A 17618-nucleotide genomic window follows, 5' to 3' on the forward strand; every position below is an offset into this window, starting at 1 on the left:
GAATCCTTTTTTATTGTTGTTGTGCGTCGGTTGGATCAGGGGCGCGTCAGTTGGAACATGGGCAGCAGGTCAACACTGATCGGCGACGCGTCTGCGTGGCTGGGCATGATGTCCTGCATGTAGGCCCACCAGCGTTGCATCAGTGCTGTACCGGGCAGTTCATCCAGGCCGTGGACGTCTTCGTGGGTCAGCACGGCGAACAGCGCATTGCCCGGTTCATCGAAGAAAATCCGGTAATCCACCACACCCGCATCGAGCAGCGCCTGGGCCAGTTCGGGCCAGATGTCGTCGTGGCGCTTGCGGTATTCATCGGCCTGGCCGGAGTTGAGGTTCATGCGAAAGGCACGGGTCTGCATCACGGCGCTCCATGGCTGGGCGTATAGATTCGCACCGCGTTGTGCAGGAAGAATTTGGCTTGTACCGCCTCGGGTTTACCGGCAACGCAGCGCTTGACCAGGCCCAGTGTGGCGGCGAAATCCGCCAGGTCATCACTGTTGGGCCAGTCACTGCCGAAGAAGCAGCGGTCTTCGCCGAAGGCTTCCCACAACACCGCCAAGCGATCGTTGTAGAACGCCGTGTCGGTGATCAAGCCTTGAGGGCCGAGCTGGGGAATCTCCGCCAGTTTGGCGAACACATTCGGGCGTTCGGCCAGGCGCAGGAGGTCGGCGTGATAGGCCGCCTCTTCGCCTGATGGCACCTGGGCGTTGGGCAGGTGGTCGATGATGATGCGCAGCCCGGGCAGCCTATCGCTCAACTGCAACAGGCCTTTGACAAGACGCGGATTCGGGTTGGCGCTGTCCAGGCCACGGCCGCTGGCGGCGAGTTGGCGCAGGCCGTCGATAAAGCCTGGGCGCGCCTGGTCTTGCAGCAGGTCGCGATCCCACAGATTGCCGTAGCGCAGGCCGAGAAACAGCGGCTCATTGGTCAACGCGTCGAGGTCGTTGGCGAAGTCGGCGTGCAGCGGGTCGAGGTTGCCGACAAAGCCGAGCATGCGCGGTTCGCTGCGCAGGGTGTCGAGCAGCCAGCGGTTATCGTCGCGCCAGGGGCTGGCTTCCACGGCAATCGCGCCTACCACATTGTGCGGCGCGGCCAGGGCCCAGTAATCCGCCGGCAGGTGCGCGGCGTATAGCCGGTTACCGGGTTCAGGCCATGGAATGCCCTCGGGGCGACGTGGGTCGAACAGGTGCAAATGGCTGTCGATGATCGGGCCGCTGTAGGAAGTCAGGGGCATGACGCAGTCCTTATCAAAAGCAAATTCGGAGGGGCCAGCACGCTAGCGCGCCCGGCCCCGATTAACCAGCTCAGCTCTGCAGGTAAACCACATGGGTATGGGTGTACTCATACAGGCCGTGCTTGCCGTCGGCGCCGCCAATGCCGGATTTGCGCACGCCGGCATGGAAGCCCTGCATGGCCTCGAAGTTTTCACGGTTGACGTAGGTTTCACCAAAGTCGATTTCACGCACCGCGTGCATGGCCTTGCCCAGGTCGCGCGTGTAGATCGACGAAGTCAGGCCGTAGTCGCAATCGTTGGCCAGGGCGATGGCCTCGTCGAGGTCGTCGACGATCTGGATCGGCAGCACCGGACCGAAGATCTCTTCGCGCATGATCTCCATGTCGGCGCGGCATCCAGCCAATACAGTCGGCTGGAAGTGAAAACCCGCACCCAGGTCGGCAATCTGCCCGCCGCTGACCAACGTTGCGCCCTGGCTCAGGGCGGTGCGTACTTTGCGGTTGACGCTGTCCAGGCCCTGGCGGTTGATCAGCGGGCCCATTTCTACGTCGGCCTGGGCGATAGGGTCGCCATAGCGGGTGGCGGACATGGCTGCGCTGATGCGTTCGATAAACTGGTCGGCAACCTTGCGCTCCACGTACACCCGCTCGGCGCAGTTGCACACCTGGCCGGTATTGATGATGCGCGAATCGCGGATGGCTTTGACCGCCAGCTCCAGGTCGGCATCTGCCAGTACGATGGCCGGTGCCTTGCCGCCCAGTTCCAGGTTGAGCTTGGTGATGTTCGGTGCGGCGGCCGTCATGATCCGCGAGCCGGTCGCCACGCTGCCGGTGAAGCTGATCATGTCGACGCCTGTGTGCGCCGTGAGCGCGCCGCCGACCCGGCCGTCACCGCAGACCACGTTGAACACCCCGGCGGGCAGGTCGGTTTCGGCGACGAGCTTGGCGAACTCGAAGCAGTTGTTCGGGGTTTCTTCGCTGGGCTTGATCACGATGGTGTTGCCGGTGAGCAGCGCCGGCGCCATTTTGCGCGCGATCAGGAAGAACGGGAAATTCCACGGCAGGATGCCGGCCACCACGCCCAACGGCTTGCGGAACAGGAAGATATTTTCATTGGGACGGTCGCTGGTGATGATCTCGCCTTCGATGCGTCGTGCCCACTCGGCCATGTAGTCGAGATAGTCGGCGGTGAAATTCACTTCCACCTCCGCCAAACCACTGACTTTGCCTTGCTCCAGGGTGATGGTGCGCGCCAGGTGCGCAACGTTCTCGCGCAGCTTGGCGGCGATGCGGCGTAGGTGCCCGGCACGTTCGATGGCGGGTTTGCGCGCCCAGGTCTTTTGCGCCTGGCGTGCGGCGGCCAGGGCCTGGTCGACCTCGGCGGTGGTGGACGCCGGTACCTTCGACAGCAAGGCGCCGGTGGCCGGGTTGAGCACGTCAATGTGCGCTTCGCTGGAGCTGAAGCGGCCATTGATGAAATTCTGGTAAACGGGAACGGATGACATGGGCAAGTTCCTCAATAAGTACGCGAAGGCGCTTTCGTTTCGGCGGCAGGACGATAGCGGGCAAGGATGGCCAGGGCACTCTGGCGCAGGAGGCTGATGTCGATGGCCACCGCGATAAAGCGGCAACCCCAGGCCTGATAGCGGCGTGCATCGTCTTCGTTGGGCGCCAGGATGCCGCTGATCTTGCCGGCGGCGAGGGTGGCGTCGATGGCGTGCTTGATGCGCTCCTGGACCTCTGGGTGGCCGGGGTTGCCGGCGTGACCCAGGCCGATGGACAAGTCGGCGGGGCCGATGAATACAGCGTCAACGCCTTCTACGGCGGCAATCGCGGCGACGTTTTCCACGCCAAGGCGCGACTCCACCTGCACGATCAGGCACAACTCCTCATGGGCGGTGGTCAGGTAGTTGTCCACGCCGTCCCAGCGCGTAGCGCGGGTCAGACCGCCGCCGACGCCACGGATGCCGTGGGGCGGGTAACGCATGGCACGCACCAGGGCCTGGGCCTGTTCGGCGGTTTCGACCATGGGGATCATCAAGGTCTGAGCGCCGATATCGAGCAGTTGCTTGATCAGGCTGGCGTCACTGTTGACGGCGCGCACCACGGGCGCGGTGCTGTACGGCGCGACCGTCTGCAACTGGTTGAGGACGCTCGGAACCGTGTTGGGAGCATGTTCACCGTCGATCAGCATCCAGTCGTATCCGAGGCTGGCGACGATCTCGGCAGCGTAGCCGGTGGCGAAACCGGCCCAGATGCCGTATTGGGTGGCGTCCTTGGCGAGGGCGGCCTTGAAGCCATTGCGGGGCATGTTCATGGCGGGTTCCTCAGCGGTTGTAGGGACGGTGCAGTTGGCAGTCCGGGTTCAGGTCAACGCCAAAGCCCGGCTTGTCCAGCGCCGACAAGCGCATGCGGCCATTTACCGGCACCGGTTCGCCCAACAATTGCGGGTGGAACATCGGCACCACTTCATCCGCTTTGGGCGCCATCATCAGGAACTCGGCGAATGGGCTGTTATGGCGGGTGGCGACAAAGTGATAGCTGTACACCGACGAACCGTGGGGCACGACCATTGCGTTATGCGCATCCGCCAACGCCGAGATTTTCACCAGTTCGGTGAGGCCGCCGCACCAGCCGACGTCGGGCTGGATGATGTCGCAGCAGCCCATCTCTAGCAGCATGCGGAAACCCCAGCGGGTGGCTTCGTGTTCACCGGTGGTCACCAACATGCCTTTGGGCACGTTGCTGCGCAGGGCGGCATAGCCCCAATAGTCGTCTGGGGACAGCGCTTCTTCGATCCACTTCAGGCCATGCTCATGGGCGCCGATCGCCAGCTTGGTGGCGTAGTTCAAATCCAGGCTCATCCAGCAATCGAGCATCAGCCAGAAGTCAGGGCCGACCCGTTCACGCATGGTCGCCAGCGCTTCGAGGTTCTTGCGCAGGCCTTCTTCGCCTTCACTGGGGCCGTGGTGCAGGGGCATTTTGCCGCCGATAAAACCCATTTTCTGCGCGAGATCCGGGCGCGCGCCGGTGGCGTAGAACTGCAACTCATCACGCACCGCGCCGCCGAGCAGTTGGTGCACGGGTTCCTGGCGGATTTTGCCGAGCAGGTCCCACAAGGCCAGGTCGACGCCGGAAATCGTGTTGATCACCAGGCCCTTACGCCCGTAATACAGGGTGGACTGGTACATTTGGTCCCAGATTTTTTCGATGTCGGTGACGCGGGCGCCTTCGAGAAAGCGCGCCAGGTGTTTCTCGACAATGTAAGCCGCCGGTTCACCGCCAGTGGTCACAGCGAAACCGACGGTGCCGTCGCTGGCTTCGATCTCCACCACCAGGGTGCCGAGCACGTTGATGCCAAAGCTGCGGCGGCTCTGGCGGTACTCGGGGTACTTGCTCATCGGCGTGGAAATATGGTCGTCGATCCAATGCCCATCGGCCTGGTCGTGGTAATCGGCGCCGCCGCCTCGCAGTACAAAGGCGCGGACGTGTTTGATGGTGAGATGACCCATGATGTGACTCCTGGCGTTAAACAGTGGCCGGCGTTTTCGACGCGGTGCGGCCGGGTGAGTGGATGCCCAGCACCAGCAATGCAGCCAGTACCGTGGTGGCGGACAGCAGGTACAGGCCGGCTGCCGGGGAGTTCAAGGCGCCTTCGGCCCAGTGCTTGATGACCGGTGCGATGAAGCCACCCAGGGCGCCGAAGGAATTGATCAGTGCAATGCCGGCTGCGGCAGCGCTGCCGGCCAGGTAGCTGGAGGGGAAAGTCCAGAACACCGGTTGCACGGCGATGAACCCCGAGGCGGCAAAGCACAGCGCGAGCATGCCCAGCAGCGGGTTGGCGAAAGTCACCGAGCAGGCGATGCCGGCGGCAGCCATCAGCAGGGTCAGGCAGGCGGTCTGGCGACGCAGGCCGGTGCGGTCGCTGTAGCTGGGAATCCACCAGGCCGCAAACAGTGCGCAGAGCCAGGGAATGGCCGAGACCAGCCCGACCATCAAGCCAACCTTGGTGCCGAGCAGATCGCCCACTTGGGTCGGCAGGTAAAACACCACGCCGTAGACGCTGGCCTGGATCAGCAGGTACACCAGGCACAAGTACAACACCGCGGGTTGGCACAGCACGGTGAGCAGGCTGCGACCGTGGGAGGTTTTGTGCTGGTCTTCGCTGTCCAGCAGGCTTTGGATCTGCTGGCGTTCAGCAAAGGTCAGCCACTTGGCATCGGCGGGGCGATTGTCGAGGTACCAATAGGCCCAAATGCCTACTGCGGTCGCCATCAGGCCTTCCACCGCGAACAGCCACTGCCAGCCGTGTATGCCGCCAAACCCATCCATTTCCAGCAGCAAACCGGACAACGGGCTACCGAAGATGAAGGCCAGCGGCGCACCGAAATAGAAGAAACCCATGGCCTTGCCGCGCACGGCCTGGGGGAACCAGTAGGTAAGGTAAAGAATGACGCCGGGGAAAAATCCGGCTTCGGCCACGCCGAGTAAAAAACGCAGCACGTAAAAGCTGGTTTCGTTGTGGGCAAACACCATGGCGGCCGAGATCAGGCCCCAGCTGACCATGATGCGGCACATCCACAGACGGGCGCCGACGCGGTGCAGGATCAGGTTGCTCGGCACTTCGAGCAGCGCGTAGCCGACAAAAAACACGCCAGCGCCAAACGCAAAGGCGGCGTCGCTTAGACCGGTGTCGGCCTGGAAAGCTTGTTTGGCAAACCCGACATTGGCGCGGTCGAGAAAGGCCATGATGTACATCAACAGCAGGAAGGGCAGCAGTCGCCAGGAAATCTTGGCGAGCAGGGGCGCGGGGAGGGTTTTCATAGTGGCGTCCGATGTTTTGTTCTTATGGGACGGACTGTACGGCGGCCGAGCAATACGCTACAAATCGAATCTCGCTTACAACTGATAACCTCAGGGTATCGATAACAAGGATAAAAATGCGCAGTCCCGCGATCTCTCCCAGCCTGTTCAACCGCCTGCGCTACAAGCACCTGCATATGCTCGTCGCGCTGAGCTCCAGCCAAAACCTGCACCGTGCGTCACAGGCGCTGAACATGTCGCAGCCTGCCGCCACGCGCATGCTGCGTGAGATCGAGGACATGTTTGCCTGTGATCTGTTTGAGCGGTTGCCGAGGGGGATGCGTCCTACGGCGCTCGGGCAGGAGTTGATCCGTTTTGCCGAATCCGCCTTGAGCGGTTTGGACCGGTGTGCCGAAGACTTGATGGCACGACAGCAGGGCGGTTACGGCTACCTGTCGATCGGCACCATCATGGGCGCCGCACCGGACTTGGTGATGGACTCCATCGCGCAGATCAAATCGCTGAACCCGCAACTGCGTATCCGCATCATGGGCGACACCAGCGACCAAGTGATCCAGTTGCTTGAACAGGGACGCATCGACCTGGCTATCTCGCGCCGTAATGCCGCCACCGACAACGAGCACTACAGCTTCGAACCCCTGGGCAACGAACGCTTGCTGGTGGTGGTGCACGCCGGCCACCCCCTGGCCCAGCGTGAGCAGTTGATGCTGGATGAACTGGTGCGCGACTGGCCATGGATCCTGCAACCGCAAACCAGCCCTGCGCGCATCGGCTTCGACCAGGCGCTGCAGGATCTGGCGCTGCCCAGCCCGGCGGACATCATCGAGTGCAGCTCGGTGTACTCCATGCAGCAGTTGATCCAGCTGACCGACGCCGTGATGGTGCTGTCCGAAAGCGCACTGCGTGATTACCTGAAAATGGGCCTGGTAGTGGCGCTGCCGGTGGCCCTCGACGTGCGACTGGCGCCGTTTGGCATGTTGTTGCGCAAAGGCGAAGTGGTGAGCCGTGAACTGGGGTTGTTCATCGACTTGTTGCAGAAGAAGGCCGCGATGCTTTGAACGTGGTGTGTAAAGGGCATGGTGCGTCGGCACGATATTAAATAGAATGAATCTCATTTGAGACTCACTCGCGCCGCGCAGGTCGCTTGCCATGAATGATGCTGTTGTTCCGACTCTCGCCCCCGAACTGACGCTGTCGAGCCTGTACCGCGACCACCGCAGTTGGCTGGAAAGCTGGCTGCGCCGGCGCCTGGGCAATGCCTGGGATGCGGCTGACTTGAGCCAGGATACGTTCTTGCGGGTGCTCGCCAGCGCCCAGCCGATTGCGCAGATGCAGGAGCCGCGTGCGTATCTGGTCACCGTCGGCAAGCGCCTGTTGGTGAATTTTCATCAGCGACGCAGCCTTGAACAGGCCTATCTGAAGGCCTTGACGAGTCTCCCTGAAGCCTGCGTGCCGTCGCCCGAGCAGCGTTGGCTGGTGCTGGAAACACTGCAAGCTCTGGACGAATTGCTCGATGGCTTACCGGTGCTGGTCCGCCGAGCCTTCCTGTGGAGCCAACTGGAAGGCTTGGGCTACCGAGAGATCGCCGAACGCCTGGATGTGTCGGAACGCACCGTAAAACGCTACATGGCCCAGGCCTACGAACACTGCCTGCTGGTGGATCTGTGAGCCGCGACGTCGCCCGCGCCGCCGCGCAATGGTTGGCGCTGCTGGAGTCCGGTGCGGCCACCGAGCGTGATCACGCCGCGTTGCAGCATTGGCGTGACAGCCACCCCCAGCATGAACAGACCTGGCAAAAAGCCCAGACCCTGCGCCAGCGGTTCAGCGACTTGCCCCAGGCCTTGGCGATGGCCAGCCTCGACCGTCCGCAACCGGGACGCCGTGCCGTGCTCAAGCGTGCGCTGGGGATCGCTGCACTGGTGCCGACCGCGTGGTTGATCAGCCGTCAATTGCCCATCGAGGCCTGGCGTGCCGACTTGCATACTGCTACCGGCGAGCGCAAACGCATGTCCTTGGCCGATGGCGGCAGCTTGCAGCTCAATACCGCTACGGCGGTGGACGTAGACCTGGCGCAGCACCGCATCAGCCTGGTGGAGGGCGAGCTGGCGTTGAATGTGCCAGGCACGACGGTGATGACCGTGCACACACGCTACGGCGAGCTGCGGGTCAGCCAGGCCGAGGTGTGTGTGCGGCAGTTGGCCACGGGTTGCCTGGTGTCGGTGCTCAAGGGCTCGGTCCAGGTGCGCGATTTGAACGGGCAGATGGCGACCTTGCAAGGTGGGCAGCAAGCGCCGCTCAAAGCCAGTGGTCTAGGGACCTGGGTGCCTTTCGATGTGCTGCAGCTCGGCTGGCGCGATGGCGTGCTGACCGCGCAGAATCAGACGCTGGGTGACTTTCTGCGGGAGCTGGAGCGTTATCGACCGGGTGTGTTGCGCTGGGAGCCGAGCCTGGAAGACCTGCGGGTTACCGGTAGTTTTCGCCTGGACGACACCGACCGCATCCTCAACCTGCTGGCCTCAAGCCTGGGGCTGGAAGTGCAGGCGCGGACGCGGTATTGGGTGACCTTGCGCAAGGTCGTCTAAATCACATGGGCACGTTGCAACTCAGTCAGGGATTGCGCCTTGAGCTGCGCCAGCAACGGATCACGCCGGTCACGCGGGTGCGGCAGATTCACCGCCAATTCCTGGCGAATGCTGCTCGGCCGGTTGTCCATCACCAGCACCCGGTCACTCAGGTACAGCGCCTCGTCCACATCATGGGTCACCAGCAACAAGGCGATGGCATGGTGTTCGGCCAATTGCAGCAGCAAATCCTGCAGCTTCATGCGGGTAAATGCATCCACTGCACTGAACGGCTCATCCAGCAGCAACACCTGCGGGCGTGAATACAACCCCCGCGCAATGGCCACCCGCTGCGCCATGCCGCCGGACAATGCCTTGGGCAGTGCCTGGGCAAAGCCCTTGAGGCCGACTTCCTCGATCAACTGTGTGACCCAGGCCTTGTCGTAGTGGCTGTCATCGCTGAAACCGATGTTCTGTTCCACCGTGAGCCAGGGCATCAGCCGTGGCTCCTGGAATACAAAGGCCACTTCGCCATCGGGGCTGTGCAGTTCACCCTGGAAGTCCGTTTCCAGGCCGGCGACGATGCGCAGCAAGGTGCTTTTGCCGCAGCCGCTGGGGCCGAGCAGGCTCACGGCTTCCCGTGGTTGCAGCGCCAAACGCACGTCTTTCAACACGGTGGTGCTGGCGAAGCTTTTACGCGTGACATGAATATCCAACAGCGGTTGCGCGCTCATTGCCCGGCTCCCTGGAAGGTATCGCGCCAGGCCAGGCAACGCGTTTCCAGTGCTGCGAGCAGGCCATCGCTGACCTTGCCGAGCAGCGCCAACACGATAATCGCCGCCAGCACGATATCCGGCCGCGAAGTCTCCCGCCCATCACTGAGCAGGTAACCCAAGCCCTTGGTCGCCGCGATCAGTTCGGCCGCCACCAGAAACATCCACGCCAGGCTCAAGCCACTGCGCAACCCGGTGAACAGGCCGGGCAGGGCGGCGGGCAGCAGGATCCGACGCACCAGCCGCCGCCGGCTGAAACCGTACATCTGCCCGACTTCCACCAGCTTGCGGTCGATATCGCGGATGGCCGCGACACCATTGAGGTACACCGGGAAGAAGGCGCCAATCGCGATCAGTACGATCTTCGAGGTTTCGTCGATGCCCAGCCACAGCAGCAACAGCGGGACCCAGGCGAGGCTCGGGATCGAACGCAGCCCGGCAAACGTCGGTTCCAGGTAGGCTTCGGCCTCGCGGCTCAAACCGACCCAGGCGGCAAACACCAGAGCCAGGCTGGCGCCAATGGCAAAGCCCAACAGTACCCGGCCGAGGCTGGCGCTGATGTGCTTCCACAATGCGCCTTCGGCCAGGTCGGTGAGGGTTACGGCGATCTCGCTGGGGGCCGGCATCTGGTACGACGGCAGCCAACCCACGCGCACCACCACCTCCAGCACCAGCAGGATCAGCACCGGCAACACCAGGCCCTTGAGCCGCCTTGGCCAGGCACTGCGGTTGATCACCACCGGTGCGGCAAGGGGCAATGCTTGGGTTTTGCTGGTCATCACGGGCTCCTTAATGGCCGAACGAGGTGTCGATCAACTGGTCGATCACCTGGTCCACGTTCACGCCTTTGCGCACCAGCTCTTCCGACACCAGGATCGGCGCGGCCGCCTTGGACGCCACCACGTCCTTGCTGCTCAGGAACGGCGTGCTCAAGTCGGTGCGCGAGAGTTGCAGCTTGGCCACTTCCAACGGCAGGCCGGACTCGTCGGCCAGCAGCTTGGCGAATTCATCCGGGTGCTTCACCGCCCAATCCCGCGCCTTTTCATAGGCACCGAGCACTTTGGTGATGGTCTGCGGATGCGCCTTGGCGAACTTCTCGGTGACGCTGACCACGCCGTAGCTGTTGAAGTCTTTATTGCGGTAGAGCAGGCGCGAACCGGCCTGGATTTCACTGGCGGCCATGTGCGGGTCAAGACCGGCCCAGGCGTCCACGTCACCTTTCTCCAGCGCGGTACGGCCGTCCGGATGTTGCAGGTGCACCAGCTCCACGTCGTCCTTTTTCAGCCCGGCCTGTTGCAGGCTGCGCAGGGTGAACAGGTATGGGTCGGTGCCCTTGGTGGCGGCGATTTTCTTGCCCTTGAGGTCGGTGACGGTCTTGAACGGTGAGTCCTTGCGCACCACCAGCGCGGTCCATTCGGCGCGGCTGTACACGTACACCGATTTGATCGGGCTGCCGTTGGCGCGGCTCAGCACCGCCGACAAGCTGGCGGATGACGCAAAGTCCACGCCGCCACTGTTGAGGTATTCCAGGGAACGGTTGCTGCCCTGGCTCAACACCCAGCCCACTTTGGAGTGGGGCAAGGCTTGTTCCAGCCAGCCGAAATGCTTGAGCACCAGGCTGACGGGCGAGTAATAGGCGTAGTCGAGGTTGACTTCGGCGGGATCGGTGTCGGCGGCGTGGGCCAGGGGTTGCAGGCACAGCGCGAGGGCGCAGGCGCCGAATAGGCGTTGGGTGAAGGCTTTCATGGAACAGCTCCGGCAAGGCGTTGAGAGAAGGTTTTTCTTATATTCAGAAAATTTGGTTTGCATGTTCCATCATGCTTTATAGGAATATGCAGTCTCTGTGCCATGTGCTTTGGAGGCGTGTTTCCGGGGTTCAGGAGGCGTTAAGCTGTGGTGGGAGAGGGCAGATTGTTGAAGCGCTGTTGGCTGGGCAACAGTTCTCATATGTCCATATCGAATAAATAAAGAGTTATATATTCCTTTTAATGTTCTTGGCGATGGCGCATTTTGAGGGCCTGCGCATTCGTGCGGATTGACCCAACAGCCAAAAGGAAAGCCGACATGACCATTAAAGCAATCAACGTGCGCAACCAGTTCAAGGGCGTGATCAAGGAAATCCTGCTGGGGGAAGTGGTGTCGGAAATCGACGTGCAGACCGCGTCCGGCATTGTCACTTCGGTGATCACCACCCGTTCGGTGCGTGACTTGGAATTGAAGGTGGGCAGTGAGGTGATTGCGTTTGTGAAGTCCACCGAAGTGTCCATTGCCAAGCTATAAATGACTGCCCCCGCACTCAGGCGGGGGCATTCATGACTCAAGCGATTTTCGGTCCACTACCACCCGGTGGATGTGGCTCCGGTTTCTCTGGCGGTGCGTCCGTCGGCAAGTTCTTCGGCGCCTTGTTCGGGTCTTCGTAGTCCTTGTGCAAGCCCCCATCCAGCCGGTTGCTCGACGAACCGCCTTTTTGCGGGGTCTCGTCGAAGTGTTCCCATTCAGACTGCTGGAATCGGAAGATGCTGTCGTCGGTCGGCGCGTCACGGCCACCGTAATGGTGGATTTCGTAGTGGGCGTATTCGACTTTGTCAGCCCAGTTGTCCTGCAATAGACCGTCGCCGGCCAGGTCGCGGTACCAGTCGTTTTCCTTCTCGGTCGCCTTCTGCTTTTTGTTGTGGTCGACGAAGTAGCCGATGATCCCGCCGACCACCGCCAACACCACGCCCACCAGGAACAACGGCCCGGTCAACGCCGCCGCCGTGCCCGCGCCAAACAGCGCCGCAGCCCCCAGTACGCCCGCCGAGGCACCGAACGCACCGCCCGCCACTTGCAGGCCGCCGGCCGCCTGGGCCAGGGGGTCCTTATCCTTCACGCCGCTCTTGATTGCCAATGCGCCCAACACGATGTCGGCAAAACCGCCGGCAATGTCCGTGGCCGGGCCGAGCACCTTGATCACGGAACCGGCGATCTTCGCCGATTTCGACGCGCCCAGCTTGGCCGCACCCGCCGCTGCCAGGCCGTCATCCAGGTGCGTGGCCAGGCCTTCGGTGGCCTCGGTGACAGCCTTGTCGCCGTCGCCGAACATCTTGGCGATGCCGTCGTACTGGCTGTCCGGCACGGCATCGAGAGCGGTGGCGATCTTGGATTTGACCTCGGAGGGCAATTCGCTGACGCGGAACTCGAAGTTCGGCTCCTGCATGCCGGTCTTGCCCCAGATCTCCGGCAAGGTCTTGTCCAGCCCCAGGAAGTCCACCAGGCCGCCTTTGCCCAGGGCTTCACCGATCTTGTCGCCCAGGCGCACGAAGTGGCTGGAGCCGCCGGCAAAGCTCAGGAAGTCCTTGGCGATGGTCATGCGCTGCGCCGGGGTTTCACCCAGCTTGCCGCCTTTGCCCACCAGTTGGTAAATCCCGGAAAACAGACTCACACCAGCGCCCAGGGAGCCAAGGATGCCCTTGCTGTTGAGGGTGTTGAACACCTCGCCAAGCATGCCGCGATCGGCCACCGGAATGTAGGGTTTGCTCAAGGCGGTTTTCAGGTCGGCTTCGCTGATCGCACCGTTTTTCTGGTAGACGGCGCCCAGCTCTTCCAGGGCCTTGGTGACCGCGGCGGATTTTTCCTTGCCTTGCAGGCCTTCGTTGAGGAATTTCTCCAGGGTTTCCTGGGTACGGCGCGGCAAGTCCAGCACGTTGCCCTTGAGCACGCCTTTGAGCAGGCCGAACAGGTCCTTGGTCGCCAGTTCGTTGTTCTCGTCGGAGATCTTGCTCGGGTCCGACAGGATGGCGTTGAGGTCGGTGGTCAAACCGTCGGCCTGGATATTCTGCGCGGCCTTGCTCGCGGCTTCCGGGTCGAACAGCGACAACGACGTCAGGGTGTCGCTGAGGTCTTTTTGCGCCTCAAAGGTCTTGCCCTGGCTCTGCAGGTCCTTGAGGTACAGCACGTAATCCGGGTTGGAAGTGAGGTCCAGCAGCTTCTGCTTGATCTCGTCCTTGTTGGGCAGTTTGTTGATCGCCTCGTCCATCTTCGACTTGTAGTCAGCCTGCACGGTCGGGTCGTTGAACAGCTCGCCGATCTGCTTTTGCACGGCCTTGCCGTCGATGATGTCGTGCATGTCGGCCGAGGTCAGCTCGGTCTGCTTGTCATCGAACTCGCGCCAGGTGGTGTTGAACGGGCGCTTGGCCTCTTCGTAGCCGGTGATGCCGTGGCCGTTCTGGTAGGCGGCCTGGGCTTCGAGGGCGCGAACCAGCTTGGCGCGCGGGTCGTCCTTGGGGATCGAGCCGTTCTTCACGCCTTCGCGGTAGGTGTCGATCAGTTGGGTGGTGGCCAACTCGCTGACGCTGAGGGTGGGCGACTTATCGTCCTTTTCATCGGCATGTACGCCGGTGTCCAGGTTGAGTACGTCCAGCTCGTCGGCCTTGGGCAGGTTGTGCTTGGCGCGGGTGTCGTCCACCGAGCTGGCGCTCCAGGCTTCCCACTTGGCCGCGACATCGTCGTAGAGCTGCGGGCTGAGTTCCTTGGAGACGATGACCTTGCCTTCGCTGGTTTCGTAGCGGATCAGGCCGTCGCCCAGTTCGTCCGGGGAGCCGAAGGTGATGTCGGTGTTCTTCAGGAAGTCATTCGGCCCGGCCAGCTTGTAGCCTTCGCCTTCGCTGGTGTGGATCTTGGCCCAGGTGTCATTGGCCGTGGCGACGCTCTTGAACAGCTCGGGGCTGACGTCGGCCGACACCACGACCTTGGTGCCGTCATGCAGTTCATAGGTGAGGATGTTGTCTTTCTGGTCGTTGTTCCAGTTGAAATTCTTGTAGTCGTTGAGGCCCGGCACTGGCGTATTGGCGTCGGCCAGCACCGCGCCGTTGTTCAGCTCGCCTTCGACCACGGCTTTCTTGCCGGGATCGGTGTAGACCTCATGCAGGCCGGCCAGGTAATCGAACAGCTTGGGGTTGTCGTCGCGGGCCACCACCATCTTCTGGCCGTTGCTTTCGAAGCGGATCAGGCCTGGGCCGACTTCATCGACCGGGCCAACCGCCGTGCCGCCGTAGGGTGGCCACACTTCATTGTCGCTGGCGCGCTTGTAGCCGGCGTCTTCACTGGTGGACAGGCCGGTGAAGCTGGCATAGGCGTCCTTGGCTTTCTGGAACGCCTCGGGGTTGTCGCGCTGGCTGATGACGACCTTGGTGCCGTCCTGGGTCTCGTAGCGGATCACGCCTGGCCCGGTTTCATCCGGTGGGCCGAGGGATTTGTAGTCTGCGAGTTTCGCCGGGGCGCTGCCGTCGGCGCCGAGGCTCTGGTAGCCGGCATTCTGGCTGGCGACCACGCCGGAGAGGGATTTGAAGTCGGTACTGACCTGCTTGAACAGCTCGGGGCTGTCCTGTTCGCTGACGATGACTTTCTTGCCGTCCTGGGTTTCATAACGAATCAGCCCCGGACCGACTTCATCGGGCGGGCCGATGGCCTTGTAGTCGGCCAGTGCCGGCGGTGGCGTTGCGTCCTTGGCGGCCAACTCATAGCCGTCCTTCTTGCTGGCATCCAACCCGGACGGCGTCTTGTCGTGGGCCTCGACCTTCTTGTTATTGGCGCTGTTCTTGAGCAGCACATGGAACGGCGCGCCGGACTTGGGCGGCGTGCGGGGAAGGGCTTTGGGGTCGGACGAGCGATCGAGGGGCTGGGTCGTCATGCCATGGAACTCCTGCTGTAGCCGGTTGTGGCGGTCGGCAAAAACAGTAACAGCAGGGGTTCGGCACTCGTTGCGAAAAGTTGTGAATTAGGCCTGACGGTTGCGCAGGGCGCGCTCCATGCGGTGCAGGCCTTCTTCGAGCATGGCCCGTGGGCAGCCGAAATTCAGGCGCACGAATTGCTGGCTGTCGTCACCAAACTCGATCCCGGCGCTCAAGCCGACCTTGGCCTGCTCCAGGAAAAACTGCTGTGGGTCATCCAGGCCCAGGGCGCTGCAATCCAGCCAGGCCAGGTAGGTGCCTTGTGGCGCATGCATGACCACGCCAGGCAGGCGGGTTTGCACGGCGTCGAGCAGGTAGTCACGGTTGCTTTGCAGGTATTGCACCAGCGCGTCGAGCCAATCACTGCACTGGCTGTAGGCTGCGCGGGTGGCTTCCAGGCCCAGGGGGCTGACGCTGTCGACCATGCCGCAACGGGCATTATTGAAGCGCTCGCGGATCTCGGCGTTCTGGATCACCGCAAAGCAGGTCTTCAGGCCGGCGACGTTGTAGGCCTTGCTCGCCGACATCAGGGTAATGGTGCGCTGGGCAATCTCGGGGCTGAGGCTGGCGGTGGGGATGTGGCGACGGCCGTCGAAGCACAGTTCGGCATGGATTTCGTCGGAGATGATCAGCGCGCCGTGTTCCAGGCAGGTGTTGGCCACGGCCAGCAGTTCTTCGCGCGGGAAGACTTTGCCCATGGGGTTGTGCGGGTTGCTCAGCAACAGCGCACCCGCGCCGGTCAGCGCCTGGCGCATCGCAGGCATTGGCGTGAGGTATTCGCCGTTCACCAACTCGAAGGGCACTTCGATGCGCGGCAGGTTCCAGTGCCCCGGCGCCAGGCGAATCGGCCGGTAGTTGGGGGTTTGCAGCACCACCGGCTGGCCCGGCTTTACAAACGCGTGCAGCGCCATATTGAAGCCGGGCTCGACGCCGGGCAGGAACAGCAGTTCATCCGGCTGCACGCGCCAAGCGTACTTGGCCCACAGGTCGGCGATGATTGCCTCGCGCACATCCGGCCCGGCGACGCTATAGCCCAGCACCTGTTGGTCGAGGCGCGCGTGCAGGGCATGCAGGACGGCGGGCGGGGCGGCGATGTCCATGTCGGCGATCCACATCGGCAACACGTCTTGTGGGTAACGGTTCCACTTGGTGCTGCCGGTGCCGAGGCGGGGGTGGATCGTGTCGAAATCAAAGCTCATGGGGGGCTCGTATCAGGAAGTCAGGCGCAAGAATGGCGCTGATTCTAGCGCCATTATTTTTATAGGCCAGAGCTGATTGCCACCGCGAGTTGCCGGTGCGCCTGTTCCAGGGCGCGGTTGACCGCTTCTTCACCGCGCACCATGGCCGGCAGGTAGACGAAATCCACCGAGTGAATGCCCACCGTCGACAGGATGGTGCTCATGTACGGGGTCAGGAAGTCCGGCTCATGGCCCTTGCGGGCGTTACCTGAACTGACCAGCACAAAGGTGCGCCGGTCCTGCAGCAAGCCGACTTTGGCGAACTGTTCATTCACCGTAAAACTGCGCTGGATGCGCACCACATGGTCGATCCAGGCCTTGAGCGCCGCCGGCACGGTGAAATTATGCACGGGGGTGCACAGGATCAGCAGGTCGCAGGCTTCCAATTCCACAATCAATTGTTCCGAGAGTGCCGTGGCACTGCCGCTGAGTCCGCCGGGGGTGGTCAGTGCGTTGGCATATTCACGGGTCAGGGGCGGCAGTGCCTGGCCGCCATAGTCACGCTCGGTCACCGCGGCGTCGGGGACCAGGTCGCGCAGCAGTGCGCGGGCGAGTTTGAAGGTTTGCGCAGCTTTGCCGTGGGGGCTGAAACTGAGGAGCAGGGCGCGGGTCATTGGCTCAGGTCCTGGGAGAAGTGCATGCCCAGGGGCAACAGGCCCTGGCGGAAATAGAAGCGCTGGGCCAGGGCCATGTGCATGCCGGTGTCCAGTACCAGCCAGCGGTAGCCTCGGGCGCGGGTTTCTTCGCGTACGCGGTCCAGCAGGTGTTCGCCCAGGCGGCGCCTTTGTTGCGTGGCGTCTATGACCAGGTCATCTACGTAGATGAAGCGGCCATACAGGGTGTTTTCGGTTAGCCGATAGCCGGCGAGGCCGATTACCTTGCCGTGCTCTTTTGCTGCCAGCAGGTGGTAGCCGTTTTGCCGTTGGCGGTGGATTTGTTCGGCGAATGCGGCGGCGTCGGTGAGGTGGGGGCGTAGTTGGTGCATGACTGGGAAGCTGGCGATGAGGTCGGCCTCGGTTTCCAGGTGGGTGAATTCGATGTGGTCATTCATGGTGGGGGCTTTGTGTGGTGAGGGGTATGCCATTGTTGTGGGTATGGCTGAGGTGGGACAGGGGCATGATTGGACATGTGGGTTGGGGCATATCCGATATTTGGGTAACGGCGGCTTAAGGTTCCGCCCTTACGGCGGGTCACTTTGGAAAAGCCCCAAAGTAACCAAATGTATGGTCAGCCCACCTTTTGCTATCCAGTCACGATGAACGGTAAGTCAGGCTTGCGCTAATG

Annotated in this window: 17 protein-coding genes; 4 read left to right on the top strand and 13 right to left on the bottom strand. The window is 62.4% G+C overall.

What is annotated here, in order from left to right; translation table 11 throughout:
- Positions 1 to 35: 35 nt before the first annotated feature.
- From rhaM to HX812_RS25770, 6 genes are all read right to left on the bottom strand, one after another.
- Positions 36 to 356: an L-rhamnose mutarotase gene (rhaM, locus tag HX812_RS25745; RefSeq protein WP_177076018.1), complete on the bottom strand. Its 321-nt coding sequence runs from the start codon at positions 354 to 356 to the stop codon at positions 36 to 38.
- The gene (locus HX812_RS25750; protein WP_038844035.1) at positions 356 to 1231 is read right to left on the bottom strand and encodes an amidohydrolase; all 876 of its coding nucleotides are present in this window, start codon (positions 1229 to 1231) and stop codon (positions 356 to 358) included. The genes rhaM and HX812_RS25750 overlap by 1 nt, the downstream gene beginning before the upstream one ends.
- 70 nt (positions 1232 to 1301) lie before the next feature.
- Complete coding sequence (gene aldA / locus HX812_RS25755; protein WP_038844033.1) at positions 1302 to 2735, bottom strand: aldehyde dehydrogenase; 1434 nt, start codon at positions 2733 to 2735, stop codon at positions 1302 to 1304.
- An 11-nt stretch (positions 2736 to 2746) separates the two neighbouring features.
- Complete coding sequence (locus HX812_RS25760; RefSeq protein WP_038844031.1) at positions 2747 to 3547, bottom strand: HpcH/HpaI aldolase/citrate lyase family protein; 801 nt, start codon at positions 3545 to 3547, stop codon at positions 2747 to 2749.
- A 10-nt stretch (positions 3548 to 3557) separates the two neighbouring features.
- On the bottom strand, positions 3558 to 4742 hold the full coding sequence (gene rhmD / locus HX812_RS25765; RefSeq protein WP_038844028.1) for an L-rhamnonate dehydratase: 1185 nt from the start codon (positions 4740 to 4742) through the stop codon (positions 3558 to 3560).
- Between the two features lie 16 nt (positions 4743 to 4758).
- On the bottom strand, positions 4759 to 6054 hold the full coding sequence (locus HX812_RS25770; RefSeq protein WP_038844026.1) for an MFS transporter: 1296 nt from the start codon (positions 6052 to 6054) through the stop codon (positions 4759 to 4761).
- Positions 6055 to 6170: 116 nt separating this feature from the next.
- Between HX812_RS25770 and HX812_RS25775 the strand changes: the two genes are divergently transcribed.
- From HX812_RS25775 to HX812_RS25785, 3 genes are all read left to right on the top strand, one after another.
- Positions 6171 to 7112 carry a LysR family transcriptional regulator gene (locus tag HX812_RS25775; RefSeq protein ID WP_038844024.1) on the top strand — a complete coding sequence of 314 codons (942 nt, stop codon included), beginning with the start codon at positions 6171 to 6173 and terminating at the stop codon, positions 7110 to 7112.
- Positions 7113 to 7203: 91 nt separating this feature from the next.
- Positions 7204 to 7722: a sigma-70 family RNA polymerase sigma factor gene (locus tag HX812_RS25780; protein ID WP_038844022.1), complete on the top strand. Its 519-nt coding sequence runs from the start codon at positions 7204 to 7206 to the stop codon at positions 7720 to 7722.
- Entirely contained in the window at positions 7719 to 8636 is a 918-nt protein-coding gene (locus tag HX812_RS25785) for a FecR domain-containing protein (protein WP_038844020.1), read from the top strand. Before HX812_RS25780 ends, HX812_RS25785 begins: the two co-directional genes overlap by 4 nt.
- Here the strand turns inward: HX812_RS25785 and HX812_RS25790 are convergent.
- Genes HX812_RS25790 through HX812_RS25800 form a run of 3 tightly spaced genes read right to left on the bottom strand, consistent with a single transcriptional unit; the run spans position 8633 to position 11134 of the window.
- Positions 8633 to 9349: an ABC transporter ATP-binding protein gene (locus tag HX812_RS25790; protein WP_038844018.1), complete on the bottom strand. Its 717-nt coding sequence runs from the start codon at positions 9347 to 9349 to the stop codon at positions 8633 to 8635. The two genes, HX812_RS25785 and HX812_RS25790, sit on opposite strands and share 4 nt — an antisense overlap.
- A complete protein-coding gene (locus HX812_RS25795; RefSeq protein ID WP_016979599.1) occupies positions 9346 to 10167 on the bottom strand; it encodes an ABC transporter permease in 822 nt (273 codons plus the stop codon). Before HX812_RS25795 ends, HX812_RS25790 begins: the two co-directional genes overlap by 4 nt.
- A 10-nt stretch (positions 10168 to 10177) precedes the next feature.
- Positions 10178 to 11134, bottom strand: coding sequence for an aliphatic sulfonate ABC transporter substrate-binding protein (locus HX812_RS25800; protein WP_038844016.1), 957 nt, complete (start codon positions 11132 to 11134; stop codon positions 10178 to 10180).
- Between the two features lie 318 nt (positions 11135 to 11452).
- Between HX812_RS25800 and HX812_RS25805 the strand changes: the two genes are divergently transcribed.
- Complete coding sequence (locus HX812_RS25805) at positions 11453 to 11668, top strand: molybdopterin-binding protein (RefSeq protein WP_003173733.1); 216 nt, start codon at positions 11453 to 11455, stop codon at positions 11666 to 11668.
- A 37-nt stretch (positions 11669 to 11705) separates the two neighbouring features.
- Here HX812_RS25805 and HX812_RS25810 read toward each other — a convergent pair whose 3' ends face one another.
- The 4 genes from HX812_RS25810 to HX812_RS25825 form a co-directional block, all read right to left on the bottom strand.
- On the bottom strand, positions 11706 to 15056 hold the full coding sequence (locus HX812_RS25810) for a hypothetical protein (RefSeq protein ID WP_038844015.1): 3351 nt from the start codon (positions 15054 to 15056) through the stop codon (positions 11706 to 11708).
- Between the two features lie 87 nt (positions 15057 to 15143).
- Positions 15144 to 16295, bottom strand: coding sequence for a MalY/PatB family protein (locus tag HX812_RS25815; protein ID WP_038844013.1), 1152 nt, complete (start codon positions 16293 to 16295; stop codon positions 15144 to 15146).
- A gap of 59 nt (positions 16296 to 16354) precedes the next feature.
- A complete protein-coding gene (locus HX812_RS25820; protein WP_038844011.1) occupies positions 16355 to 16948 on the bottom strand; it encodes an FMN-dependent NADH-azoreductase in 594 nt (197 codons plus the stop codon).
- Positions 16945 to 17385, bottom strand: coding sequence for a GNAT family N-acetyltransferase (locus HX812_RS25825; protein WP_038844009.1), 441 nt, complete (start codon positions 17383 to 17385; stop codon positions 16945 to 16947). Before HX812_RS25825 ends, HX812_RS25820 begins: the two co-directional genes overlap by 4 nt.
- Positions 17386 to 17618 lie beyond the last annotated feature (233 nt).

This window comes from Pseudomonas sp. IPO3749 (assembly GCF_013386605.1).
Taxonomy (GTDB): domain Bacteria; phylum Pseudomonadota; class Gammaproteobacteria; order Pseudomonadales; family Pseudomonadaceae; genus Aquipseudomonas; species Aquipseudomonas azotoformans_A.